The organism is Aeromonas sp. FDAARGOS 1408, assembly GCF_019048665.1.
Classification (GTDB): Bacteria; Pseudomonadota; Gammaproteobacteria; order Enterobacterales; family Aeromonadaceae; genus Aeromonas; species Aeromonas dhakensis.
The window spans coordinates 976,940-1,000,675 of sequence record NZ_CP077394.1 but is presented as its reverse complement, the minus strand read 5'-3'; the positions used below and the strand labels follow the sequence as shown (position 1 = coordinate 1,000,675).

The window sequence follows — 23,736 nt, the reverse complement described above, 5'->3', positions numbered from 1 at the left end:
CCTCCATAAAGAGAAGCAGACTCATGTATCCAGTGATCACAGTTCCAGCCTTTAACGACAACTACATCTGGTTGATCCGACACGAAAATCACTGCCTGGTCGTCGATCCGGGCGAGGCCGCTCCCGTGCTGGAACGGCTGGCCGTGCTGGAGCTGCAACTGGATGCCATCCTGCTCACCCACCACCATCACGACCATGTGGGCGGCGTGGGCGAGTTGCTGGAACATTTTCCCCATGCCCGCCTCTATGGCCCCAAGCTTGACCCCATGCCGGCGCACCACGGCCAGTGGCTCGATGACGGGGATCAGATCAACTGGCACGGCCTGAGCCTCGAGGTGATCCACGTGCCCGGCCACACCCACGGCCACATCGCCTACCACGGTCACGGCATGCTGTTTTGTGGCGACACCCTCTTCAGTGCCGGCTGCGGCCGCCTGTTCGAAGGGACCCCGGCCCAGATGTTCGGATCGTTGCAGCGCCTCACCGCCCTGCCCGATGACACCCTCATTTATTGTGCCCACGAGTACACCCTCTCCAACCTGCGCTTCGCCCACGCTGTCGAGCCCGACAACCAGGCGATCCAGCAACAGATCGGGCTGATCAGCAAGCTGCGCCAGCAGGGCCTGCCGAGTCTCCCCTCACGGCTGGGGGATGAGAAGCGCTTCAATGTTTTTCTGCGTTGCGAACTGGATTCTGTGAAATTTTCTGCTGAGAAACACGCTCTGAAATGCGTGGAAAATCCGGTAGATACCTTCACGATCCTGCGCCAATGGAAGGATGTTTTTTGAACAAACCTTGATCAGGGGGCCATTGCCCCTTATGATGCGAGCTGTTTTTCCCAAAGATGACCTGAGCGAGATGAAGGTACGAACGGCCTTATTGGCGGCGCTGTTTCTCAGCGGCTGCCAAAACCTGAGCCATCAGGATGACCGGGCGCTAACGGCAATCGAGCCGATCAAGTCCCCCCAAGTCAATAAAAAAGCGTATAAAAAACATTCTGCGCGCTTCCTGTTCGGTGACGAACAGATCGACGAACTGGATGACACCGATAACCTGTGGGTGCGTATCAGCGATGATATGCAGTTTGATCCGCAGGAGAACGACCGTGTCCGCCAGCAGCGTGATTGGTTGTTGCGCAATGATAAGCATCTGGCGACCATTGCCAGCCGGGCTGAGCCCTACCTGTATCTGATGGTAGAGGAAATCGAACGGCGTGAGCTGCCAATGGAGCTTATTACCATTCCCATGATCGAGAGCATGTTCGATCCCCACGCCCGTTCCCGCAGCAATGCGGTGGGTCTGTGGCAGTTCGTTCCTGCGACCGGCAAGAACTTCGGCCTGCGCCACGACAACTGGTACGACGGCCGCCGCGATGTACTGGCCTCCACCAATGCCGCGCTGGATTATCTGGAGTACCTGAACCGTTTCTTCGACGGCGACTGGCTGCAGACGCTGGCCGCCTACAATGCCGGTGAAGGACGGGTGCGCAACGCCATCATCCGCAATCAGAAGGCTGGCCGGCCGACCGACTACTGGTCGCTCGATCTGCCTCGCGAGACCCGGATGTACGTGCCCAAGATCCTGGCCATGGCTGACATGATCCGCAATGCGGACAAGTACAATGTCACCCTGCCGGTGCTGGCCAACAAACCGCAACTGCGGGTGGTCAACACGGGAGGTCAGATCGACCTGAACGTGGCAGCCCAGCTGGCGGGCCTGCGCCCGGCCCAGCTGAAAGAGGTCAATCCGGCGCTGACCCGCTGGTCGACCTCGCCCAAGGGCCCCTATCGCCTGCTGGTACCGGTTGAATATGCCGATACCCTGGAGCTGGCCCTGGCCGACCTGCCGCAGAGCGAGCGCATCCGCACCCGCTCCTATCAGGTGACCAGTGGCGACACCCTCTCCCGCATCGCCCAGAATCACGGGGTGAGCGTGCAGCAGATCAAGCTGGCCAACAACCTGCGCAGCAACAACCTGCGCCGTGGTCAGACCCTGATGATCCCGACCAGCGGCAGCAAACCGGTGGTCAGCCAGAGCGTCCAGAGCAAGCCACAGCAGCTCGCCAGCCGTGGCAGCGGCAAGATCCAGTACAAGGTACGGGCCGGCGACAATCTGTGGAGCATCAGCCAGGCACACGGGGTGACCCATGACGAGCTGGCCAAGTGGAACGGTCTCAACGCCAAATCGGCCCTGAAACCGGGCATGAAGCTGGTGGTCTGGCCCAAGCAGGGCAAGGGTGGCAACAAGTCCATGGTCTATCAGGTGCGCCGCGGCGATTCCCTCTCCTCCATCGCAGCCCGCTTTCAGGTCGCCGTGATGGATGTGATGCGCTGGAATCAGCTGGGCAAGAGCGATTACCTCAAACCGGGTCAGGAGCTGACCCTGTTCGTGAAGAACAACAGCTGATCGTTCATCACTTCATAAAAAAATACCCCGCCTGATGCGGGGTATTTTTTTATCTGGAGCAGGGCTCAGGGGGTGATGGCCTGGGCCGCAAAACGGGCCACGATGGGATTGTGATCCGAGGCATCGGTCGCCGGGCTGCTCACTTCCACCAGATCCAGATTGCGGTAGTAGAGGTGATCGAGCGGCCGGCCGAAGGCGGTCCGGCGCAGATCCGGCATCGGGATCGCCTCCTGCAGCCCCAGATCGCTTACCAGCCGCTTCAGCCAGAACTCCCGCTTGTCGCTCCAGGTATTGAAATCCCCGGCCAGAATGACGGGCCCCTGGTGACGATGGATGAGGGCGGTCAGATCGTTGATCTGCTCGCGAAAGGTCGCCATCCCCAGCTCGAAGTTGACCGCATGCAGGTTGACCACCAGCACGCCGTCAGGATCTCCCTGCAACGGGTAGAGGCTGACCAGACCGGATTTGGGGATGCGCAGCAGCGGCTCGGGCGAGCGCACGCCGCACACGAACGCCTGCGGCGTCTTGGCCACCGTCATCACGCCGAAGGAGACGCCGCCCTGAGTAAAGGCTTGCAATTGTTGCCACTGGAAATCACCGGCCTTGAGCCACGCCAGCATCTCGGGGCGGGTCGCCGACTCCTGCAACAGCACCAGATCCTGGGCCTTGGCATACTCGTCCAGTCCCTCGCGCCAGTTTTTGCGCTGACCCTTGTAGAGATTCCAGACGGTAATGCCAAACTCGCGGGGCAAGGCGGTGGAGGCCAGCGCCACCAGCGGCGGCTTCTGGCAGCTGGCGCCGGGGATGATGCCCTGCGCCGTGACCAGGTGATCCTGATCCGGCACCTCGAAACAGCCGACCAGTCCCAACGTCAGCAGCGACGTACCCAGAATGCGATAACTATTTTTCATTGGCTAACAACCACCTGCCTCTGCATTGTGTCATGACCATCCCAAACGTCATCGCTGCCGACTAGGCTCATAACTCGTGTCCGGCCCGGCTCATCCAGAAGGAATTCAACGATGGCGAGACAGCACCAGTACCGCGTGACGTTTTATGATCAACAAGGAAATTGTCATCAAGTGGAGCTTTCCACCGTCTATCAGATCAGACGGGATCCCCAGTGCGATCTCTGCCTGTTCGACACCCAGCAGTGCGTCGGCTCGGAAGAGATGCTGGAACGCATGATACGGCAAAAAACCGGGTTTGAGCAGGAAATATCCATCATCAATGCCCGGCTTATCTGACCCGGATCAGACCGGTACCGGGCGGGATTTTCCCTGTTCGTCGATGGCGACATAGGTGAAGATCCCCTCGGTGACGCAGTAGCGCTGGGCTTCGTTTTCACGCAGTACCGGCTTGACCCACACCTCCAGTTTCAGCCGCATGGAACTGCGACCAATCTTCAGGCAGCGCCCGTAGCAGCACACCACGTCTCCCACCTTGACCGGGCTGTGAAAGGTCATGCCCTCGACGGATACGGTACAAATACGTCCTTTTGCCAGCTCCTTGGCCATGATGCCCCCACCTATATCCATCTGGGACATGATCCAGCCCCCGAAGATATCGCCATTGGGGTTGGTATCGGCTGGCATTGCCAGGGTTCTCAACAACAGTTCCCCATCGGGGTGACGTCTTGTATCTACCATCATTACCGCTCTCTCTATATGGATGGCGGCATGATAGGGGGCGAGCTCCCCCTTGGCAAACCTCAATTGCCCGTCAAACGGCAGGCCCGACCAAGGAGCGGAGCCGCCTGTGCCCCACCGCCATACTCACACATAGCACCGGGTAGTATGCTCAGTGCCCCCGAGCTGCCAGCTCGGCAAACCAGTGCGCCGGATCGGGCCAGCGGTAGACAAACCCGCGCTGCTCGCAGATGCGCAGCCCCTCGACGGGAGCAAACCGGCCGACCGGCTCGATGAAGATCGGGGCCGGCAGGCCCAGCTGGCGCGCGGCAAAGGGATAGAACTGCTCCCGGCGCGGGTGCACTGGCGCACTCAGGTTGTAGGCATCCCCATCCTTGCCCTGTTTCAGCAGCAGCAGGCAGGCGGCCACCACATCATCCAGATGCACCAGGTTCACCGCCTGGCCGCCCCCCTCCAGGGTCTTGCCCGCCAGGAAACGGCCGGGATGGCGCTCTGGCCCGTAGAGCCCGGCCGGGCGCAGCACCATGGAGCATGCAATGCCGGCCCCCATCGCCGCCTGCTCGGCGGCCAGCATCCGCATTCCGCGCTCGTGGGCAGGCATGGGGTGTTCATCCTCCCCCTGCCCCGGCGCCCAGACCGAGGTGGCGCTCACGAACAGCAACCGCTGCACGCCGGCCCCCTTAGCCAATTCAGCCACCCGCGCGATGGCGGTCGGATAATCCTCGACCTTGCTCGGCGGCACGCAGATCACCAGCTCGCGGCAGCGAAACGGCAGGACCGCCAGCCCGGAGCCCAGTTGCAGCGGCCAGGCCTTCACCCCCTCTGCTGTCAGCTGCGCGGCTTTTTCGGCCGAGCTGACCGTCACCGCCACCTGGCGGCCCTCGGCCTGCAGCGCCCGGGCCAGCGGCAGTCCCAGCCAGCCTGCCCCCACGATCCCGGTCTGGTATTCACGCTCTGTTGTCATGACAAAATCCTGGCAAAAAAAAACGGCCATCCATGATGACCGTCGAAAGTAACGAAGGAAATAGCTGGATTAACCAGTTACCTCCCACAGCGGGAAAATCGGGAGCGTAGGCTCCTAATTCGTGGGGCCTATGCTAGTGGCAGGCAGTCCAAAAAGCTTTGAAGCGGATCACAGTTGAAAAGGATTTCTGAAAACGCTTTCAATTTTTCTGCAAAATTCGGGAGCGACATTGGCCCGTTCAGGGCCAATGTCGACCACTCAGGCGACGGATTCCCGTCTCACCAACTCGGCCTCGAACTTGAGCTCCAGCCCCTCGGCCGGCTTGTGATCCAGCAGGCTCAGCGCCAGCTCGGCGGCCCGGCCGCCCATCTCCTCGATGGGGTAACGCACCGTGGTGAGCTTGGGATAGATGTAGCGGGCATAGGGAATGTCATCGAAGCCCACCACCGAAATCTGCTGCGGGATCTTGTAACCGCGCTCCAGCAGGCAAGAGATGGCCCCCGCCACCATGGCGTCGTTGAAGCCGAGCACGGCGGTAAACTCAACCCCCCGATCCAGCAGCTCGCCCATCGCCACGTAGCCACCGTTCTCGTCGGCAAAGGCGCGGCCGATGAGGGCAGGATCAAGAGCGATGCCGGCCCGCTGCAGGGCGTGGTGATACCCGGCCATCCGTTGCTGGCCATCGACGAACTCTTCATCGTCCGAGGTGACGAAGGCAATCTTGCGATGACCTGCATCCAGCAAGTGCTGGCAGGCGGTGGTGATGCCGGCCTGGTTGTCCAGCCAGACGCAGCGATCTTCGGCGCCCGGCACCTGGCGGTTGATGAAGACCACTGGGGTGCTACCCGCCACCAGCTCGCTCAGCTCCTCGTCGGGCAACGCCTTGCTGTGCAGGATCAGCGCATCGCACTGGCGCTGCAGCAGCGCCTGGATGGCGTGACGCTCGCGCACCTCGTCGTGATTGCCGGACATGACGATGGTGAACTTGTCCGCCTTGTCCACCACGCTCTCGATGCCGCGCATCATCTGGGCGAAGAAGGGGCCACCACACAGATCCCCCACCAGCACGCCGATGCAGTTGGAGCGCTTGCTGACCAGCGCCTGAGCAAAACTGTTGGGACGAAAATTCAGTTCCTTCATGGCCGCCAATACGGCCTCACGCTTTTCTGGTGCCACCTGCGCCGTGTTGTTGATGACTCGCGACACAGTTGAAATGGACACATTAGCCAACCGGGAAACGTCTTTAATCGTTGCCACTATCAATTCCTTTGTTGGGGAAGCCTGTCTGTGTTGAACGGGCGATTATAACGAACCTGCCAGACCAAGAGAGGGCGCCCGATCACCTGGCAGGTTTCCTTTTGTAACAAAACCTTATGGGATAATAACCATTTTGGGGAAGGAATGGGAATCCGGCTGCCGCCAGGGCGGCAGCCGTCTCAATAAGCGTGACTCAGCTCGCGCTCGGACATGAAGCGCAGTGGCTGCTGCAGCTTGTGCTGATAGATGAGGTCGAACGACAGCACGTTCTGCACATAGTTGCGCGTCTCCTTGTAGGGAATGCTCTCGACCCAGACATCCATCGGCTTGTCCGCACTCTGATCGCGCCAGCGTTTGACCCGGCCGGGGCCGGCGTTGTAGGCCGCCGCCGCCAGGATCCGGTTGCCGTCATACACATCCAGCAGCCGCTTGAGATAGGCGCTGCCAAGGCGGATGTTCATGGCGGGATCAAACAGCTGCTGCTCGTTGCGATAGGGCACCCCCAGCTTGCTGGCCGTCTCCTTGGCGGTAGTCGGCATCAGCTGCATCAGCCCTCTCGCCCCCACCGGCGACTGCGCCAGCGGGTAGAGGGCGCTCTCCTGGCGGGAGATGGCGTAGAGCAGACTGGTGTTCATGGTTCGCTCCTGCGCCATCTGGGAGAAGGTGTGCTTGAGCGGCAGCGGGAAGCGCAAGTCGAGGGCATCCCAGGCCTCGGCCCGGATGCTGGCCAGAATGGCCAACTCGTGCCAGCCCTGATTGAGGGCGATGTGACCAAACTCGAGGCGCTGGGCCACCGGGTTGCGATCCATGTTGTGGATCCACTCCGCCCGCGCCGCCGTGATCTCGTTCATGTCGAGCAACTCGCGCACCCGCAGCAGGAAGGGCCAGCGGCGACTGGCGGTGCGCCAGTCCGGCACCTTGTGCGCCACGCTCTGGTTCTTCATCCGATAGGGCACGCCGGTGCGCTGCGCCGCCATGAAGCCGTAGAAGCCGCGCAGATTGGCGGTCTCCAGATAGAGATCCCGCGCCGGCTTCTGCTGGCCCTGCACTTCCAGCGAGCGCGCCAGCCAGTAGCGCCAGCGATCTTCCTTCTGCAGGCCCATGGGCATGCGCTTGACCCAACCGGAGAGCCCTTTCCAGTCCTGCTCCCAGATAGCGAGCCTAGCCCGCAGCTCCAGCAGATCCGGGTCGGCCTGGCGCACTACCGTTGCATCCAGCCAGCTGCGCTGGGCGGTGGAGCGATCCAGCAGCAGCCGTCTGGCCACCGCCCGTTCCACCGGTTTGAGCTCGGCCGCGCTCAGTGCAAAACGCGAGCGCAGATAGCCGAGCTGCCCCAACACCGCCTCCGGCTGCTGGTTGGCATAGCGGGCCAGTCCCAGCAGCAGCAACTTCCGGGAAGGGGCTGCGTTAGTGAAATAGGTCGTGTTCATCGCCTTGGCGGGCTGCTCGAACAGGGTGATCATCTGATCCCCATAGGCCTTCATGCCGCTACCGAGCTGGGCGCCGAGGTGGCGGATGAGATTAGGGTTCTCCGCCTCGAAGGCCAAGGTCATGCGGGTCCAGATCTTCTCCTGGGTGCGCAAGCCCGCCTGCTGCCAGAGCTGGAACAGGGGATCGCAGGCATCGGGACGGGACTGCCCGCTCAGCCAGAGCTTGCCCGCCTCCTGCAGCGCCTGGCTCTGCTGACCGGTGTAGTAGCGCGCCTGATAGTGCATGCAGAGCAGATCGGTGGAGTTCGGCTTGGCCGGGTAGAAGCGCAGGAACTGGGACCACTGCTGGCTCTGGGCCAGATAGGTGAGGTAGCTGCGCTCCAGCCGGTTGGACTGGGGGGTATCGCCGTGCTCGCGGATGAAGCGGGTCACGTCGCCATAGTCCGCGGCCCCGGGCCGGAAGGCCAGCTGGTAGTAGTCGAGATAGGGCAGCAGCGGATAATGGGTCAAACGGGCACGAATTTGCTGAAAACGGGCCTGATCGTCGGCCCGCACCGCGTCATAAGCCTGGCGATAGAGAGATTGTTCCAGGGTCTGCGCCGCCACCTGCGTCAGCAGCCCCGGCACGCACAGCGCCGATAAAATGATTCCCTGCACGGCTTTCACGAGAGACGTCTCCATTGAGAGGCAATGCCACCGCCCGTTGGCGGTGGTGTCATATTCCCTCATTCTACCCGTTAACCTCGGGGGCTACAGCTCGCCGGCGAGACTATTTTTACTCGCCGCTGGCGAGGCTTTCACTGCGGGCGAGGCGCCGCACGTAGCGCTCCAGGTAGGTCACCGGCAGTGGCTTGGAGGCCAGGTAGCCCTGGTAGAAGTGGCAGCCCTGGGCCTGCAGAAACTCCAGCTGCTGGCGCGACTCCACCCCCTCCGCCGTCACGTTGAATCCCATGTGACGCGCCATGGCGATCACCGCCTCGACGATGGCCATGTTGTCGCCATCGCGTGGTATGTCCTGGATGAAGGAGCGGTCGATCTTGAGCTCGTCCGCCGGCAGCCGCTTGAGGTAGCTCAGGGAGGAGTAACCGGCGCCAAAATCGTCGATGGCAAAGCTGATGCCGAGCGCCTTGAGCTCGCTCATCTTGCTGATGGTGTCTTCTGCGTGGCCCAGCACCACGGATTCGGTGATCTCCAGATTCAGGCTGGCGGGATCCATGCCGGTGGAGGCCAGCACGTCGTGGATCCGGTCGACAAAATCGGCGGCGTGAAACTGCTTGGCACTGACGTTGACCGACAGCTGCGGGATGTGGATGCCATTCTCCTCCCAGCGTACGTACTGGGCGCAGGCCTCGTACAGTACCCAGTTGCCGATGTCGACGATAAGGTCCGTCTCCTCGGCGATGGGGATGAACTCGGCAGGCGACACCAGCGCCCGACCGGGCGGCTGCCAGCGGATCAGCGCCTCGACGCCGATGATGTCTCCCCCCTCCACCATGTGCTGGGGCTGGTAGTAGAGGGTCAGCTCCTGCTGGTTGAGGGCGCTGCGCAGCTCGTTGTGGATGAGCAGCCGGCGATCCGCCTGCAGCTGCATGGAGGCGTCGAAGAAGCGCCGGGTCTTGCGACCGGCCGACTTGGCCTGATACATGGCGGTGTCCGCCTGCTTGAGCAGATCGTCCACCCCCTGCTCCCGGCCGGGGAAGAGGGTGATGCCGACGCTGGCGCCGATGTGCAGCACCTGACCGGCGTGGTTGTAGGGGGCTGCAATCTCGCTGATGAGCCGCTCTGCGATAAGGTCGGCCTGCATCTCCGCCTGGGGGGGACTGGCCGAGAGGGAGGGCAGCAACAGTACGAACTCGTCGCCACCAAGGCGCGCCAGACAATCCCCCTGGCGTACCAGCCGCTTGAGCCGGCTGGCCACCTCCTTGAGCAGCCAGTCGCCGGTGGCGTGGCCGAGGGAGTCGTTGATGGTCTTGAAGTGGTCGAGATCGATGAACAGCAGGGCGCCGATCAGATAGTCGCGGCTCGCCTCGCCAAAGGCGTGGGCCAGGGTCTCGTGCAGTTGGCGGCGGTTGGGCAGGCCGGTCAACTCGTCGTAGTAGGCGAGATCCTGAATGCGGCGCTCCGCCTCCTTGCGCTCGGAAATATCCTCGAAGCAGATGACGAAGTGGCTGATCGCCCCCCTGTCATCCTGCACCGGGGTGACGATTTCCCACTGAGGATAGGGATAGCCATCCGCGTGCAGGCGCTGGGTCTCCCCCTGCCAGCGGCTCAGGCTGCCGAGCTCGTAGCCAAGCCCCCCCAGCCCGCACCAGAGATCGTTTCCAAGGTGCAAACCGATCACCCGCTGGCTGTCAAAGCCGGTGATCTGGCTGAAGGCGTGGTTGACCCGCAGGATCTTGAAGTCGGGGTCGGTGATGATGATCCCTTCGTGGGTTTCGAAGGCCACCGCCGAGAGGCGCAGCTGGGCATCGCTCTGCAGCCGCTCCAGCTCCGCCACCATGCGCATGGAGAAGGTGGTCAGCACCGAGCCCAGATTGGGGATCGCGCTCTGATCGGAGAAGAGCAGCGCCAGGTGCCCCAGCAGCTGGCCGTTGCGATCGCACAGGGGCAGGCCGTAGTAGCCCTGCCCTGCCTTGAAGCCGGCGCAGTGCAGATGCTCGGCGGTGAGCGGCAGAATGCAGGTCTCGCCGCGCTGATAGACCTGCTGGCACGGCATGCCCGCCAGCTCGTACTCCTTGAGGTCGATGCCGTGACAGGCCAGCACCTTGAGCCGCTCGCTGCCGGTGCGCTCCGCCAGCCAGACCGCATCCGCCACCAGAATGTGGGCAAGCTGGCTGACCAGGGTATTGAAGAAATCGAGCCCGGTACGGGCGGAGAGCGCCTGGGCCAGCTGGGTCAGCAGAGGGTCTTGCAGCAGTGGCAGTTGCTGGGAGAGATCGGCAGGCAACTGGGTGCTGCGGGTGGTGTCGAGCGGCGCAATCCAGCCACAGCACATCTGCTGGGCCGGTACGTACTGGCCGCTCCAGAGCACGTGACGCACCTCGCCGTTCTCGTCGCCGAGGTGGCCGATGAACTGGGCCGGTTGCTGGGAGTGATAGAGTCTGGCGAGAAAGTCGGCAAAGCCGGCCTCGTCATCTGCCGCCAGTTGCCCGAACCAGGGGTGAGGCCCCTCCCCTTGCCAGAGCTGGTAGGAGGCATGATCGGACAGGCTCCACTGGGCATGTTGCCGATCATAAAACCACATCATCTGAGTGGCTTGCTGTTTCATGTACTACTCCAACACCACAACAACCACGTTCAAGTCCCTGACGACTCGATAGCGCCCACATTCTCAGCGCGCACGTCGGCAAGGGCGGTGCGGGGGGAAGTGCGAAAGATGCGAGACTAAGCGGTGAAAACCGGACATGAGGTCGACATGCGGCGCTGCCACGAAGGGACAGAAACGATCCAAGTTTCCCCATACTGCCTGCCTGTTTCGTCGAGCTCAAGTGCTTTTTGGTGCAGAACGGGAAAAGATCACAATTTCCCCCTCCCCTTCGCAGCAAGACGCCATTTAGTGATGCAGATCACATTTTAATGTTCAGCCATGAGTAATCTGAAGGTGAAGACACAAGCAATACGACCCGAAGGGGGCCAATATGAAAATCGAAATTACCAGCAAAATCATCGAGATCACCCCGGCTATCCGCGAGCGCATTGAATCCCGCTTTGACAAGCTCGAACGTCTTCAGGTGCCTCTTATCACACCCCATGTGATTGTCTCCAAAGAGCGTCTGATGTTTATCGTTGAAGCCACTGCTGGCATCCCCAACGGCAAACTGTTTGCCCAGGCAGAACATGAGGACTTGTACGCCGCCATCACCGAACTGGGGCAAAAACTGGAGCGTCAGATCAACCGCCACACCGAGAAACCCATCGCCCGTCGCGCCGCTGCGGCCGGCAAGGAAGTCCCGCTGCCGGACGAAGCCGACGCCTGATCCAAGGCACGACACATCCATCACACAAAAGGCGGGGTCTCCCCGCCTTTTTGCTGCCTGACGCCTTGGGCACACCCTCAGCTGAGCCAGTGCAGGCCGGCATCCACCCCCTCCTTGAGCGCATCTAGCACGGGCAGCATCAGCAAGGGATCCTCGCGTCTGGGCTGATCCGCCAGCTTGCCTCGCCAGCGTTCGCGCCCAAGCGGCGAGAGGTTGTCATAGACGGCGGGCTCCAGCGCAGGCGGGGTACCGAGCAGCGGCGGCGAACGCAGCGCCAGCCAGAGCCGCACATCCACCATGGAGCCCCCCTGCTGCAGCCGTTCGTTGAGCACGCTTGCCTCGGCATCATCCTCGCTCCCCTGCAATGGGGTAGCCGCTGGCAGCTCAAAGCGGCTGCGCCAGACCCGACTCTCTGCCTTTGCTGGCTGCCTGGGATCAAACCAGGGCTGCTCTTCCACCGCATCGGTCAGCAGGGCCAGATGCAGACGAAAGTCCGCCCTGTCTCCGTGCTGGAGATCCTGGTTGAGACGTTGCCCGAGCTGGGCTTCGTCCACCAGCCATTGCTCACGAACGGCGCTGGGTAGCATGGGATAACTCTTGGAAACGGTGGTTTCATCCTTTATCGGCCGTAAATCCGATCCTTTGAGCAGGAAAAATCCCGCCGAGGGGTTCACAACCGCAGAAGATCTGTTAGTATGCGCCTCGCACTTGTGGAGGGGTTCCCGAGTGGCCAAAGGGATCAGACTGTAAATCTGACGGCTCTGCCTTCGAAGGTTCGAATCCTTCTCCCTCCACCATTTCAAGTGCCGTCACGCCCCAGGTTGTGATGCAAAATCAGCAATGCCCCGTGGAGGGGTTCCCGAGCGGCCAAAGGGATCAGACTGTAAATCTGACGGCTCTGCCTTCGAAGGTTCGAATCCTTCTCCCTCCACCATCTATTCAAGAAAACCCGGCCTCGCGCCGGGTTTTCGCTTTTCAGCGTCCCACCACATTCATCGGCACCTTCAACGCCCCCATAAAAACGGGAGGCCTGCGCCTCCCGTTTTTGTCTCTTGCCGCCCGTTACAGGGTGAAGCGATAGAAGATATCCACCGCCTGGGCCACCCCGCTCATGGCCTGCAGATAGAGCCTTGGCATCAGTTCGTAGCGCAGCTTGAACTCGGCGATGGGGCTGAACACCCCGACCCCGTACTGGAACTGCAGTCCAGGCAGCAGGTAGGCCGACAGGGTCACCTGGGTGTTCTCACCACTGCCGGCGGTGTCGAGGGCCACGTCGCTCATGCCGAGGGATTCCCCCAGACTGGAGACCACGCCGTTGGCCTGGCTGACTGCGCCCGCCACCAGCAGGCCGTTGAAACCGCCATCCTCGCCGCTGGTCTGCAGCCCCTTGCCGCGCAGCAAGTAGGAGAGCTGCTCGGACTGGGCCATCTGCGGCTCCGAGTAGACGGTGATCTTGGGCTTGCTGGCCGGCCCGGTCACCCGCACCCCCACCGTCACCTTGTCCTCTATGGTATCGGGATCCCGATACGCCTCTATGTTGAGGTAGGGCTGATCGAGGGGGCCGGAGAAGAGGATGCGGCCATCCTTGATGATGAGGTTCTGGCCATAGGCCTTGAAGCGCCCATCGTTGAGCACCAGCTGACCATTGCCCGCCAGCGGCCGCGAGGGATCCTGGCGAATGTTGATGCTGCCCCCCACCTTGGTCTTGAGTCCCATCGCCTCCAGCCGCACGTCATCACCCAGCCGGATGGCCAGCTTGATCTCCATCGGCAGCGGCGCGGCCTTGGGCACCGGCGGCAGATCGTCGTAGACCACGGTCACGTCATCCGACACCGCCACCGCGCTCTCGGGCAGACTCTTGACCAGGATCCGCGCCCAGGGGATATCCACCTGGCCGGTGATCCGGGTCTCCTCTCCCAGCGAGATGGCGATGTCCGGGGAGACCCGCACCCGGCCCATGCCAGGATACTGGGCCTCCAGCTCCTTGCCTTCGATGGTGAGGCTACCGGTAACTGGCAGCTGCGCCCAGCTCAGCCAGCCCCCCAGCGCCAGCGGGCCCTTGCCCACCAGCATGGTGCCGTCCAGCTCGGCCCGGTTGCCTTCAATCTTGAGGCGGGTCACCAGCTTGGAGAGGGTCACCATGTCGGAGTGGGTCTGTACTTCCCCATCCAGCAGATTGAGCTGACCAAACAGCAGCGGCGAGGCCAGAGTGCCATCGAAGCGGGCATCGGCCGAGATGACCCCTTGCAGTGAGCGCACCTCGGGTATGAGCGGGGCGAAGGTGGTCAGCTTGAGGTCGTCAAACTTGAGCTGGCCGGAGAGATTGCCGCGACCGGATGGCTCCCGGATATAGAGCTTGGTATCGATGTTGCCGATCTGCCCGGAGGCAAAGTCGAGCCGGATGGCCGCCTGCTGGCGCTCGAAGTCCACCCCGAGCTCGAGGCGCTGATAGTCGGTCTTGAGTTCGTCGGCCACGAAGGTGCCCGGCGTGGTGCGCACGGTGGCGTGCAGGGTCGGCTGATTGCCGCGCCAGCTGGCCCGCCCGTCGGCGGAGAGCACCGCCTGCCAGCGGAAGTTGTCCGGCAGCCAGGGCCGCAGGCGCTTGAGGTCGAACTGGTTGAGGGCAAACTCCAGGCTGCCCTGCTGGGCCGATACCTGACTGCCCTTGACGCAGAGGCTGGCCCCTTGGGAGCCGAGGCAGAGATCCCCCATGGTCAGCCGCTGCCGCGGCAGATCCACATCCAGATCCCAGGGTGCGCTCAGCTCCCAGCGCCGCAGCGGCGTCTTCAACTTGAGCTCGCCGAGGGCGCCGCGCCAGCGATCCCCGCGCAGGCCGCCGCTCAGCTTGAGGTTGGCCGCCACCGGGTCGCCCTTCATGGTGAGCGACAGGGCGTGCTGGTTGAGATCGCCGCTCAGGTTGAGCGCCAGCTGGCTGAGGCTGGTCGTCCCCTGCACCAGGCTGGCCACCGTCAGGGCCACCTCCCCTGCCGGCTTGTCGCCGACCAGGGCATTGCCCTTGATGGCGATCCCCTTCAGATCGGTGCCGGCATAATAGAGGCGGCTGGCGGCCAGATCTGTGGTAACCCGCGGCGCCTGCTGATTGCCGGTCAGCCGCACCTGCCCCTTGATGTCCCCCTTGAGCCCGGGGTAGAGCCCGGCCAAGTTGGGGGCGTCGAGATCCGCATCCAGCTTCCACGCCTGCTGGCTCAGGCTGCCCTTGGCCTGCAGCTGGTTGGGGCCGCTTTGCAGCGCCAGCGCCGGGATGGTCCACTCCATCTTGTCGTTGCCGCTCGCGCTGCCCTTGATGGCCAGCGGATACTGGTTGAGCTTGCCGTCCACCTTCAGCTCGGGCAGTTGCAGTTGCCAGTGACCTGCCTCATCGAGCTCGAAGCGGCTGACAATCTTGCCCGCCAGCGCCCCCTTGAGATCGGGCACCAGCTCGGCCGGGTTGATCCCCTTGAACTCCGTGGTGCCCTGCCAGCGTACCCCCTTGTCCCAAGCGAGCTTGCCGTCCAGCTTGAGCTCCCCCTTGAGGGCGTTGAGCAGCAGGTTTATCTGGTTCAGCTGCGTCAGATCCCCCTTGCCGGTCAGCGCCAGCTTGAAGGGGGGCACGTCCGTGCCCTTGCCGGCGGTATTCAAGGCAAACTGGTAGCCGGAGAGCTTGCCCTTGGCGCTCAGCGTACCCTTCTCCAGCCGGTAGCTGGGCTCGTCTTTGGCAGGCTTGTGCAGCGGCCAGCCCAGGCTCTTCCACTCCAGCCCCGCATCAAACGGCAAGTCGGGGTCGAGGGCAGCCAGAGAGCCCTTGAGGTTGGCGGCTACCGGCCCCTTGGCCTGCAGCGCCAGTGCTAGCTTGCCCACCGAACCGCCGAGGGTCAGGCTGGCCTGTTGCCCCTGCAGTTCGCCATCCAGCAGCCCCTTGCGGGCCTTGGCATCCAGGGTCAGGGCGAGCGGGTAATCCTCTTTGAGCTGGATCTTGCCCTTGAGCGCCAGATCCGCCATGGCGTGGCGCAAGGAGAGCTCGCGCAGCGCGATGTCGCTCCCCTCGGCGCTGGCCGACAGCAGCAGCTTGTCGAGCCCTTCAATCAATTCACCTTGCTGATAGCGAAACGCCGTGACCTGCAAGCCTTCCAGCTGGATGGGGAAAGGCAGCCGGATGGCGGGCAGCGCGATAGGCTCCGCCGGCTTGGGCGGTTGCGCCTTGCCCGCATTTGCCGCTTTGTTCCCGTTGCCGGCAGCCTTGGCCACGTTTTGCGGGTTGGGGGCCGCCTTGACGCCAGCCGGTTTGGCAGTCTCGGCCAGGGTCACCTTGAGGCCGTCCAGCACCGGCCCCTGCACGATCAGCCCCTTGCGGCTGAGGGTGGCGCCGATGTCGAGGGACTTGAGGCTCACTCCCACCCCAGGCACTGTCACATCGAGATCCGCCACCGTCAGACTGTCGACCTGGATTTTCAGCGGCAGCGGGTGCCAGACGAAGGGTTCCGACGGCTCTTCCGGGGCCGGCTCCGAGTCGGCCACCTTGACCACCGGGTGGGTAACGTTAAGGGATTTGATCCAGAGCTTGCCCTGCAGCAGCTTGCCCAGATCCCAGTCCAGCACGGCGCGATCCACCGTGACGTCCACCAGCTCGTCCTGCCAGCCGACCCCTTCCAGGGTCCAGCCGTAGCCGAGCTGGCCCGCCACCAGCTCCCCCTTGAGGGAGGGAAGAGCAGCCCTAGCCTGCTGCCACAGCCACTTGTTGCCCTGATGGGTGAAGCCCAGCAGGCTGACGCCGATGAGCAGCAGGAAGATGAGCCCCATCAGCCACAGAAAGATACGTTTTACCCAGATCACAATGCAGACCCCCGCGAAAGATGCAGCCGCAGCGGCCGGTCAGAAGAACATAAGAGAAGAGAGGTGGAGCAGGGCCGGATCATAGTTCAGGCCCCAGCGCGAAGTGGAGCCGCAGCGGCTTCTCATCTTCGGAAATGCCCACCGCCAGATCGAGCCTGACCTGGCCGATGGGGGTCACCCAGCGCACACCGACCCCGGTGCCTATCTTCCAGGCCTCACTGTAGTCGACCGTGGCGGTACCGCTGTCGACGAACAGGGCTCCCAGCCACTTGTCGCTGAAGCGGTAGTTGTACTCGGCGCTGGCGACGCTCACGTAGCGGCCCCCCAGCAGCTTGCCGTCGCTGCCCCGCGGCGAGATGGTCTCGTAGCCGTAGCCCCGCACCGTCTGGTCACCACCGGTAAAGAAGCGCAGGGAGGGCGGCACCAGCGAGAAGCTGTCCCCTATGATGGCCCCCTGTTCGGCCCGCAGCAGGAAGCGGTGATCCTCCCCCAGGGTGCGCAGCCACTTGCTGCGCCCCCACACCCGCACAAAGCTGATGTCGGAGCCCCAGTAGGGGTCGGAGAACTCCAGGGTGAGCTGCTGGCGATCGCCCCAGTCGGGCACCAGACCGCCGCGCACCCGCAGCCGCGACCAGGAGACGCCGGGGATCAACAGCAAGCTGTTGCCCTCGTCAGCACCCTGGGTATAGACCTCGTTTTCCAGCCGGATGAACACGTCCCGGTCCCAGCTCTCCGGCCGCCGCTTCCAGCGGTGCACGCTGAAGGTGGTCAGATCGGAGCGGGTATCGTTGTTGTCCTTGTACTGATAGCCGGCCTGCAGCGAGTAGTAGTCCCGCAGCGGGTTGCCCACCGGGATCTGATAGTCGAAGCTGAGCTCCGCCTCGGGCTGGGATACCTTGGCGGTGGCGTTGAGCCGGTGGCCGTAGCGGTTGACCCAGGGCTTCTCCCAGGTGGCACTCATGCGCGGCCCCACGTCGGTGGCATAGCCGATACCCGTTTCAATCTCGTGATCGACCCGGTTGGAGAGAGTCACCTGCACCGGCACCCGGTTATGCTCGGCCTGGCTGATGAGGGGCTTGATGTCCACCTGCTTGAACAGCTTGGTGGAGGAGACATCCTGCGACATCTCCGCCAGCCGGATCGCCAGATAGGGGTCGCCGCTCTTGATGTTGATGAGGGGACGGATGAGGCGCAGCGCCTCCGGCGTTGCGTCGTAGCGGATCTCGCCGAAGTGGTAACGCGGGCCGGAGCGAAACAGGATGTAGATCTCGGCGGTGCCCTGATCCGGGAACACCTTGACCTGGCTCTTGCTGATCTTGGCGTCGAAGTAGCCGCGGGCCAGCCCCAGGCTGCCCAGATCCGCCTTGATGGATTCGTATTTGCCGTGGTTGAGGGGATCCCCCTCTTTCAGGGGCAGCTTGTCCAACAGCTCGCTGTAGAGCTCGTCGCTGCCGGCATCCCCTTCCAGCAGGATGTCGAGGCGGGAGATCATGACCGGCTTGCCGGGATCCACCTCAATGATCACTTTAGAGGGGGTTTTCTTGTCCCGGCTCAGGGTGATCTTGGGCTGGTAGTAGCCATAGACCTGCAGCGCCTTTTGCACGCTCTCGGTGATCTTGGGGCGGGCCGGACGGTACTGGCGCTCCTGATAGACCGGCAGAGCATTGAGGTAGGCCTCGACGTTGTCCTTGTTCTCCCCTTTCAATCCCTTGATCTGATAGGTGAGTTTGGCCGCCATGGCGGGCGTGACGAACAGCAGCAGACAGAGGCTCAGTCCCAGCGCGCGAAGCCCACGACGAAAAGCCCGTGCGGGCGGTGAGATCCCTGCAGGCAGGGGCGGATTGCATCCTGTCAAACGTCAATTTCCCCGAAGAACATGATTAAAATAATGCGATATTCAGAACGAATATGAGGCTCACTCGATCGCAAGCGCGCCTCATCCTAGCATATCCCCGGCTCGACATCAGAGCGGGTTGACCGCGAATTTCGCCATATTATTGAAGCCTTTGCCCGCGCGGGCCGCCCATTTTTCAGGCATTCCCCCGCAGACTTATGCCACTATGGGCCCAAAAGGGCAATCCATGACCCTCAGGGCCTGGCCAGATGGCCCCTGCCGGCCAATCCGGCCCGACGGCGCAATCTCCCCGATTTCCCGATGGGCGCGACACCAACTGTCGGCAACGGGTCAAGATAGCAGCGACGCCCCCTCCCCAAGCGGCACAGCCAGGCCCCTGGCCGACACTGGGCCGGTACTCGGCCATCTCACTCCCCCCTCCGCGGGACTGCGGATTTTATCTTGCCGGATCAAACAGTTGCCGTCACACAATCAAAGCCTCGTTCAACCCAATCGATTTATCCCGCTGCCCCCCTGCTCACTTCTCGCCCACACTGGAGCCATTGGATCAGACCCCTGCCCCACCAGAGGAGACACAGCATGCACGCACGCAGCGAACAGATGGCGGACTACATCGCCGATAGACTCGAATTCATCACCTTTCTCGCCTGTTGCAGCGCCCTGCTGGCCCTGCTGACCGGCATGAACGGCCAGCAGGCGCTGGCCTTCACCGCGCTAAACCTGCCGTTCGGGCTCGCCATCCTGCTGGGCATGGCCATGCTGGCACCGCTGCCGACCCACTGGCGCCTGCCGGGCATCACCCTGTTGCTGGCAGGCAGCGCCCTGGCGACCCTGCAACTGGGGGGCAACTGGCTCAATCCGCTGGCCATCTGGAGCCTGCATGCCCTGCTCGGGCTGGAGATCCTCTGGCAGGCGCGGCCCAGAACCCGGCTCGGAGCCCGCGCCCGCGGCTGATATGCCGATGACGGCTGACGCGCGGCAGGAATTGGAGTACTCTTTGCGCCCCCAATTTGCCCGCTACCGAGGAGCACCCCGATGAAAAAAGCCTGTGCCCAGCACATCCTGGTCAAGACCGAGAAAGAGTGTCTGGAGATCAAGGAGAAGATTGCCAAGGGAGCCGACTTCGGCCAGATGGCCAAGCGCTTCTCTACCTGCCCCTCCGGCAAGCGCTTCGGCGATCTGGGGGAGTTTTCGAAGGGCGACATGGTCAAGTCGTTTGACGATGCCGTGTTCAAGGGCGAGCTGCTGACCGTGCTCGGCCCGGTGCGCACCAAGTTCGGCTTTCACCTTATCAAGGTGCTCTACCGCAACTGAGTTCAGGACCCGGTTCAGGGTTCTGGATTCAGCTCCACCGGCCAGCCGCCGCAGCGGCGGGCATAGAAGCCGAAACGCCAGGGGTGGCGCGCCGCCCAGTCCTCCATCTCCGGCGCCGGGGTGAACCGGCTCTGCGGCCAGAGCGCTACCCGGCTCGGCCGCCCGTGCAGGGCCTGCCAGCGTGTCAGGCTCACCTGGGCCAAACGCCACTGATAGTCATCCTTCGGCAGCAGGGCCGGCGCAAATGCCAGCCCCCGGTTGCAATACTGGCCGTCGCCATCGCCCCCATCCACCAGCAGCCAGAAGACGTTGAGCAGATCCCCATACCCCACCTTGACCGGGTCATAATCGATGCGCACCGCCTGGCGCCGCGGTGGCACTTCCCGCCAGCTCGACCCCGTTGCCACCCGCTGACTCACATAGCCCGGCTCCACCCGGCTGACCCCGGGCAGGGTCTCGTAGACGGCCTCGGCGCGCCACATGTCCCCCGCCGCCAGCACGGCGCTGTCCGCCCACAGCGGAACACTTGGGAAAAGCAGCAGGATTGAGATAAATTTACTAACGTTATCAGTCAATTAAGTTTATCCTTCTGGGCACTTGTTCATCATAACCAGGGGATCCCCGTTATGCCCAGTTATTTGTGGTGGCCACTGCTGGCCTGGTTGCTGCCGCTCGCCGGCGCCCTCGGCAGCCGTGTTCACCTCTGGCCCTGGTGGCTGGGATTCGCCCTCTGCCTGCTCGGGGCCCTCGTCTCCCTCGTCTTGCTGGCTCGTCTGCCCTGGTGTCGCAGCCGCTGCGCCAACGGCTGGGGCGCCGTCCCCCTGCTGTTGCCCCTGGCCTTCGTGGTGCAGGCGCTGCGCACGCCGCTGGTCAACGACGTGAGCACGGATCCCAGCAACCCGCCCCAGCTGCGCTGGGCAGCCGAACTCAGAACGGCGCAGGATCTGCCCATTAATCCGGCCCCCTTGAAAGCATTTGAGGGGAAACCCGGTCCTCTCTTTACCAGCGCCCCCCCGGCCGAGGTGATCACCGAGGCCCACGCCCTGATGGAGCAGCTCGGCTGGCAAGTGCGACCAAGCCCACAAGGGCTCGAGGCGGTGGTCACCACCGGCTGGTTCGGTTTTCAGGATGACGTGGCGCTGCGGGTCTTTGCCGGACCCAGCGAAACCCGCATCGACATGCGCTCCGCCTCCCGCCAGGGACGCAGCGACCTGGGCACCAACCGGGCCCGTATAGAGGAATTTCTGATCCGCCTCAACGAGCGGCTGGGTCAGGCCTACAAACCCAATTTGAAGCAATAAGAAGGTCATCCATGCGCGTCGAGGTGAAGCCCGATCGGGAATATGCCTGGTTCATCCGCCCCTTTTTCTGGTTGCAAAAACGCAACTACGGCCAGGTGCTCATTCCGGGCAAGTGCTGGGGCCGCTCGCCGCGCCTGTTTGCCGCCGTCGCCACCCTCTATGGCGTCATCAACCGCAAGCGCTCCCCCATCGACCCAGTGCTGCGCTCCCTTGTGACGGTGCGGGTATCCCAGCTCAACTGGTGCCGCTTTTGCGTCGACATCAACGCCATGACACTGATCAAACGGGCGGGCTCCAGCGAGAAGGTGGAGGCGCTCGCCAACTGGCGCGAAAGCCCGCTGTTCGATGAGCGTGAGCGGGCCGTGCTCGACTACACAGAGGCGATGACGGGGCTCGATGGGGTCAGCGATGAGCAGGCTGCCCGCCTCAAGCCCTGGTTCGACGACGATGCCATGGTGGAGCTGACCGGCCTCATCGCCTTCCAGAACATGTCGGCCAAGTTCAACGCCGCCCTCGATATCGCCCCGCAGGGCTTCTGCCAGCTGCCGGTCCAGCCCGAGCGTCCGGCCCAACCGGATAACAAGGACGCCTGATGAGCGGCTCCCGCCTGCTGCTGGTGCTGGTGATGGGCTGCCTCATCGGCGCCTTTTTCGCCTTCGACCTTGGCCACTACCTGAGCCTGCCCCAGCTGCAGGCCCGTCAGGCCGAGCTGGCCGCCCTGGTCGACCGCCATTTCGTCAGCGCCGCCCTGCTGTTTGTCGCCGTCTATGTGGTGAGCACCGCCCTCTCCCTGCCCGGCGCCAGCCTGCTCACCCTGGCCGGCAGCGCCGTGTTCGGCGTTGTCTGGGGGCTGCTGCTGGTCTCCTTTGCCAGCAGCATTGGCGCGACCCTGGCCTTTCTCAGTGCCCGCTTTCTGCTGCGCGACTGGGTCGAGCGGCGCTTTGGCGACAAGCTGGCCAGCTTGCAGGCCGACATGAAGAAGGAAGGGGTGCTTTATCTGCTGAGCCTGCGCCTCATCCCTATCTTCCCCTTCTTTCTGGTCAACCTGCTGATGGGGCTCACTCCCATCAGAGTCAGCACCTACTACTGGGTGAGCCAGCTCGGCATGCTGCCTGGCACCTTCGTCTACGTGCTGGCGGGCAGCGAGCTCGCCAACCTCACCAGCACCGGCAATATCCTCTCCCCCGGCCTGATGGTGGCGCTGACCCTGCTCGGCCTGATGCCGATGCTGCTCAAGGGCCTGCAGCGGCGCCTCGCCCTGCATCGGCTGCACGCCCCCTACCGCAAGCCAACACACTATGACTACAACCTGCTGGTGATTGGTGCCGGGGCCGGCGGTCTGGTGACCAGCTATATCGCTGCGGCGGTGAAGGCCAAGGTAGCGCTCATCGAGAAACACAAGATGGGGGGCGATTGCCTCAACAGCGGCTGCGTCCCCTCCAAGGCGCTGATCCGAAGCGCCCGCTTTGCCGCCGAGCAGCGCCGGGCCAGTGAACTGGGCTTTGACCCAAGCCAGACCAACGCCGATTTCGCCGCCGTGATGGAGCGGGTCGCCCGTGTCATCAAGGAGGTTGAACCCCACGACTCCATCGAGCGCTATCAGGGGCTGGGAGTCGAGTGCATCGAAGGGGAGGCAAGGCTTGTCTCCCCCTGGGAGGTGGAGGTGAACGGCCAACGCCTTGCCAGCCGCCATATCGTGCTCGCCACCGGTGCCCGGCCGCTGGTGCCCACGCTGCCGGGGCTGGATCAGGTGCCTTACCTCACCTCCGACACCCTCTGGCAGCTGCGCACTGCGCCGCGCCAGCTGCTGGTGCTGGGCGGCGGCCCCATCGGCTGCGAGCTGGCCCAGAGTTTTGCCCTGCTTGGGGTGCCCGTTACCTTGGTGGAACTCTCGGATCAGCTGCTGCCCCGCGAAGAGCGTGAGGTGGCAGAGCTGCTGGCGGCTCAGCTGGCCCGCGATGGCGTGCGGGTGCTCACCGGCTGGCGCGCCGAGCGAGCCGACTATCTGCCCGCAGCTGCGGGGGATCTCCCCATCCGGCTGCAACTGCGCCGAGGCGAAGAAATGCAGGTGGTGGAAGGGGATCAACTGCTGCTGGCGCTAGGCCGGGTCGCCAACGTCAACGGCTTCGGGCTCGAAGAACTGGGAGTAGAGCTGACCCCGCGCGGCACGGTGGCGGTCGATGGTTTCCTCGCCACCAACTTCCCCAGCATTCTGGCGGTGGGGGACGTAGCGGGCCCTTACCAGCTCACCCATGCCGCCGCCCATCAGGGCTGGTATGCCGCAATCAATGCCCTGTTCAGCCCGTTCAAGCGCTTTCGGGCCGACTATCGGATCATGCCGGCGGCCATCTACACCACCCCAGAAATCGCCCGGGTCGGCCTCAACCAGAAAGAGGCCAGGGCGCAGGGCATCCCCTTCGAGCTGACCCGCTTCGCGCTGGCCGAGCTGGACAGGGCCATCGCCGACGGCGAGCGCCAAGGCTTTATCGAGGTACTCACCGTGCCCGGCAAGGATCAGATCCTGGGGGCCACCATAGTGGGCACTCACGCTGGCGAGCGGATCGCCGAATTCGTGCTCGCCATGCGCCACCGACTGGGGCTTGGCAAGATCCTCGCCACCATCCACGCCTACCCCACCCTGATGGAGGGGAACAAGTATCTGGCGGGCGAGTGGCGACGGGCCCGTCAGCCCGCCACCCTGCTGGCGCTGCTGACCCGTTATCACCGCTGGCGCCGCGGCGCCTGACCCAACT

The 23,736-nt window shown here is 63.4% G+C and carries 19 protein-coding genes and 2 tRNA genes; 11 read left to right on the top strand and 10 right to left on the bottom strand.

From position 1 onward, the window contains the following. The first annotated feature begins 23 nt into the window (after positions 1-23). Together gloB and I6L38_RS04820 are read left to right on the top strand one after the other, a co-directional pair. A complete protein-coding gene (gloB, locus tag I6L38_RS04825; protein WP_216989217.1) occupies positions 24-788 on the top strand; it encodes a hydroxyacylglutathione hydrolase in 765 nt (254 codons plus the stop codon). A gap of 70 nt (positions 789-858) precedes the next feature. Then, positions 859-2,406, top strand: coding sequence for a LysM peptidoglycan-binding domain-containing protein (locus tag I6L38_RS04820; protein ID WP_017779259.1), 1,548 nt, complete (start codon positions 859-861; stop codon positions 2,404-2,406). Between the two features lie 65 nt (positions 2,407-2,471). Here the strand turns inward: I6L38_RS04820 and I6L38_RS04815 are convergent, their stop codons facing one another. Then, positions 2,472-3,317, bottom strand: a complete 846-nt coding sequence (locus tag I6L38_RS04815; RefSeq protein ID WP_010634455.1) for an endonuclease/exonuclease/phosphatase family protein — start codon at positions 3,315-3,317, stop codon at positions 2,472-2,474. 111 nt (positions 3,318-3,428) lie between these two features. Between I6L38_RS04815 and I6L38_RS04810 the strand changes: the two genes are divergently transcribed. Next, positions 3,429-3,653 carry a hypothetical protein gene (locus I6L38_RS04810; RefSeq protein WP_005299261.1) on the top strand — a complete coding sequence of 75 codons (225 nt, stop codon included), beginning with the start codon at positions 3,429-3,431 and terminating at the stop codon, positions 3,651-3,653. A gap of 6 nt (positions 3,654-3,659) precedes the next feature. Here the strand turns inward: I6L38_RS04810 and yciA are convergent, their stop codons facing one another. The 5 genes from yciA to I6L38_RS04785 all read right to left on the bottom strand — a co-directional run bounded on the left by yciA (position 3,660) and on the right by I6L38_RS04785 (position 10,974). Beyond that, positions 3,660-4,058 (bottom strand): acyl-CoA thioester hydrolase YciA, encoded by a 399-nt coding sequence (yciA, locus tag I6L38_RS04805; RefSeq protein ID WP_024942822.1) that lies wholly within the window; start codon positions 4,056-4,058, stop codon positions 3,660-3,662. A gap of 148 nt (positions 4,059-4,206) precedes the next feature. Next, a complete protein-coding gene (locus tag I6L38_RS04800; RefSeq protein WP_024942823.1) occupies positions 4,207-5,019 on the bottom strand; it encodes an NAD-dependent epimerase/dehydratase family protein in 813 nt (270 codons plus the stop codon). 258 nt (positions 5,020-5,277) lie between these two features. Then, entirely contained in the window at positions 5,278-6,276 is a 999-nt protein-coding gene (locus I6L38_RS04795) for a LacI family DNA-binding transcriptional regulator (RefSeq protein ID WP_005299251.1), read from the bottom strand. A 179-nt stretch (positions 6,277-6,455) separates the two neighbouring features. Further along, positions 6,456-8,372, bottom strand: a complete 1,917-nt coding sequence (locus I6L38_RS04790; protein ID WP_024942824.1) for a transglycosylase SLT domain-containing protein — start codon at positions 8,370-8,372, stop codon at positions 6,456-6,458. Positions 8,373-8,481: 109 nt separating this feature from the next. Further along, positions 8,482-10,974 carry a bifunctional diguanylate cyclase/phosphodiesterase gene (locus I6L38_RS04785; protein WP_024942825.1) on the bottom strand — a complete coding sequence of 831 codons (2,493 nt, stop codon included), beginning with the start codon at positions 10,972-10,974 and terminating at the stop codon, positions 8,482-8,484. A 370-nt stretch (positions 10,975-11,344) separates the two neighbouring features. Here I6L38_RS04785 and raiA point away from each other — a divergent pair, with 370 nt between their 5' ends. Further along, positions 11,345-11,683 (top strand): ribosome-associated translation inhibitor RaiA, encoded by a 339-nt coding sequence (gene raiA, locus I6L38_RS04780; RefSeq protein WP_010634460.1) that lies wholly within the window; start codon positions 11,345-11,347, stop codon positions 11,681-11,683. Between the two features lie 77 nt (positions 11,684-11,760). Here the strand turns inward: raiA and I6L38_RS04775 are convergent, their stop codons facing one another. Beyond that, complete coding sequence (locus tag I6L38_RS04775; RefSeq protein ID WP_024942826.1) at positions 11,761-12,270, bottom strand: VC2046/SO_2500 family protein; 510 nt, start codon at positions 12,268-12,270, stop codon at positions 11,761-11,763. A gap of 125 nt (positions 12,271-12,395) precedes the next feature. Between I6L38_RS04775 and I6L38_RS04770 the strand changes: the two genes are divergently transcribed. Together I6L38_RS04770 and I6L38_RS04765 are read left to right on the top strand one after the other, a co-directional pair. After that, positions 12,396-12,480 (top strand) — tRNA-Tyr (locus tag I6L38_RS04770). Between the two features lie 52 nt (positions 12,481-12,532). Then, positions 12,533-12,617 (top strand) — tRNA-Tyr (locus I6L38_RS04765). A 128-nt stretch (positions 12,618-12,745) separates the two neighbouring features. Here I6L38_RS04765 and I6L38_RS04760 read toward each other — a convergent pair. Both I6L38_RS04760 and I6L38_RS04755 read right to left on the bottom strand, forming a co-directional pair. Next, positions 12,746-16,513, bottom strand: a complete 3,768-nt coding sequence (locus tag I6L38_RS04760; protein ID WP_024942827.1) for a translocation/assembly module TamB domain-containing protein — start codon at positions 16,511-16,513, stop codon at positions 12,746-12,748. Positions 16,514-16,592: 79 nt separating this feature from the next. Further along, complete coding sequence (locus tag I6L38_RS04755; RefSeq protein ID WP_301952235.1) at positions 16,593-18,293, bottom strand: autotransporter assembly complex family protein; 1,701 nt, start codon at positions 18,291-18,293, stop codon at positions 16,593-16,595. 654 nt (positions 18,294-18,947) lie between these two features. Here I6L38_RS04755 and I6L38_RS04750 point away from each other — a divergent pair. Together I6L38_RS04750 and I6L38_RS04745 are read left to right on the top strand one after the other, a co-directional pair. Continuing rightward, positions 18,948-19,322, top strand: a complete 375-nt coding sequence (locus I6L38_RS04750) for a hypothetical protein (protein ID WP_005299231.1) — start codon at positions 18,948-18,950, stop codon at positions 19,320-19,322. An 81-nt stretch (positions 19,323-19,403) separates the two neighbouring features. Continuing rightward, entirely contained in the window at positions 19,404-19,682 is a 279-nt protein-coding gene (locus tag I6L38_RS04745) for a peptidylprolyl isomerase (protein ID WP_017779266.1), read from the top strand. 14 nt (positions 19,683-19,696) lie between these two features. Here I6L38_RS04745 and I6L38_RS04740 read toward each other — a convergent pair whose 3' ends face one another. After that, positions 19,697-20,257, bottom strand: coding sequence for a peptide-methionine (S)-S-oxide reductase (locus I6L38_RS04740; protein ID WP_216989216.1), 561 nt, complete (start codon positions 20,255-20,257; stop codon positions 19,697-19,699). Between the two features lie 51 nt (positions 20,258-20,308). Between I6L38_RS04740 and I6L38_RS04735 the strand changes: the two genes are divergently transcribed. Genes I6L38_RS04735 through I6L38_RS04725 form a run of 3 tightly spaced genes read left to right on the top strand, consistent with a single transcriptional unit; the run spans position 20,309 to position 23,729 of the window. Then, the gene (locus tag I6L38_RS04735; protein WP_126882159.1) at positions 20,309-20,983 is read left to right on the top strand and encodes a DUF1499 domain-containing protein; all 675 of its coding nucleotides are present in this window, start codon (positions 20,309-20,311) and stop codon (positions 20,981-20,983) included. A gap of 11 nt (positions 20,984-20,994) precedes the next feature. Continuing rightward, positions 20,995-21,576: a carboxymuconolactone decarboxylase family protein gene (locus tag I6L38_RS04730; RefSeq protein WP_216989215.1), complete on the top strand. Its 582-nt coding sequence runs from the start codon at positions 20,995-20,997 to the stop codon at positions 21,574-21,576. Further along, positions 21,576-23,729 (top strand): FAD-dependent oxidoreductase, encoded by a 2,154-nt coding sequence (locus I6L38_RS04725; protein WP_216989214.1) that lies wholly within the window; start codon positions 21,576-21,578, stop codon positions 23,727-23,729. Before I6L38_RS04730 ends, I6L38_RS04725 begins: the two co-directional genes overlap by 1 nt. Positions 23,730-23,736 lie beyond the last annotated feature (7 nt).

Excerpts from the sequence above, each read along its gene's own strand:
- I6L38_RS04785 (WP_024942825.1), bottom strand. The coding sequence starts at position 10,974 with ATGAAACAGCAAGCCACTCAGATGATGTGGTTTTATGATCGGCAACAT.
- I6L38_RS04815 (WP_010634455.1), bottom strand. The coding sequence starts at position 3,317 with ATGAAAAATAGTTATCGCATTCTGGGTACGTCGCTGCTGACGTTGGGA.
- I6L38_RS04800 (WP_024942823.1), bottom strand. The coding sequence starts at position 5,019 with ATGACAACAGAGCGTGAATACCAGACCGGGATCGTGGGGGCAGGCTGG.
- I6L38_RS04730 (WP_216989215.1), top strand. The coding sequence starts at position 20,995 with ATGCGCGTCGAGGTGAAGCCCGATCGGGAATATGCCTGGTTCATCCGC.
- I6L38_RS04725 (WP_216989214.1), top strand. The coding sequence starts at position 21,576 with ATGAGCGGCTCCCGCCTGCTGCTGGTGCTGGTGATGGGCTGCCTCATC.
- I6L38_RS04820 (WP_017779259.1), top strand. The coding sequence starts at position 859 with ATGAAGGTACGAACGGCCTTATTGGCGGCGCTGTTTCTCAGCGGCTGC.
- raiA (WP_010634460.1), top strand. The coding sequence starts at position 11,345 with ATGAAAATCGAAATTACCAGCAAAATCATCGAGATCACCCCGGCTATC.
- yciA (WP_024942822.1), bottom strand. The coding sequence starts at position 4,058 with ATGATGGTAGATACAAGACGTCACCCCGATGGGGAACTGTTGTTGAGA.
- I6L38_RS04810 (WP_005299261.1), top strand. The coding sequence starts at position 3,429 with ATGGCGAGACAGCACCAGTACCGCGTGACGTTTTATGATCAACAAGGA.
- I6L38_RS04745 (WP_017779266.1), top strand. The coding sequence starts at position 19,404 with ATGAAAAAAGCCTGTGCCCAGCACATCCTGGTCAAGACCGAGAAAGAG.
- I6L38_RS04735 (WP_126882159.1), top strand. The coding sequence starts at position 20,309 with ATGCCCAGTTATTTGTGGTGGCCACTGCTGGCCTGGTTGCTGCCGCTC.
- gloB (WP_216989217.1), top strand. The coding sequence starts at position 24 with ATGTATCCAGTGATCACAGTTCCAGCCTTTAACGACAACTACATCTGG.
- I6L38_RS04750 (WP_005299231.1), top strand. The coding sequence starts at position 18,948 with ATGCACGCACGCAGCGAACAGATGGCGGACTACATCGCCGATAGACTC.
- I6L38_RS04775 (WP_024942826.1), bottom strand. The coding sequence starts at position 12,270 with ATGCTACCCAGCGCCGTTCGTGAGCAATGGCTGGTGGACGAAGCCCAG.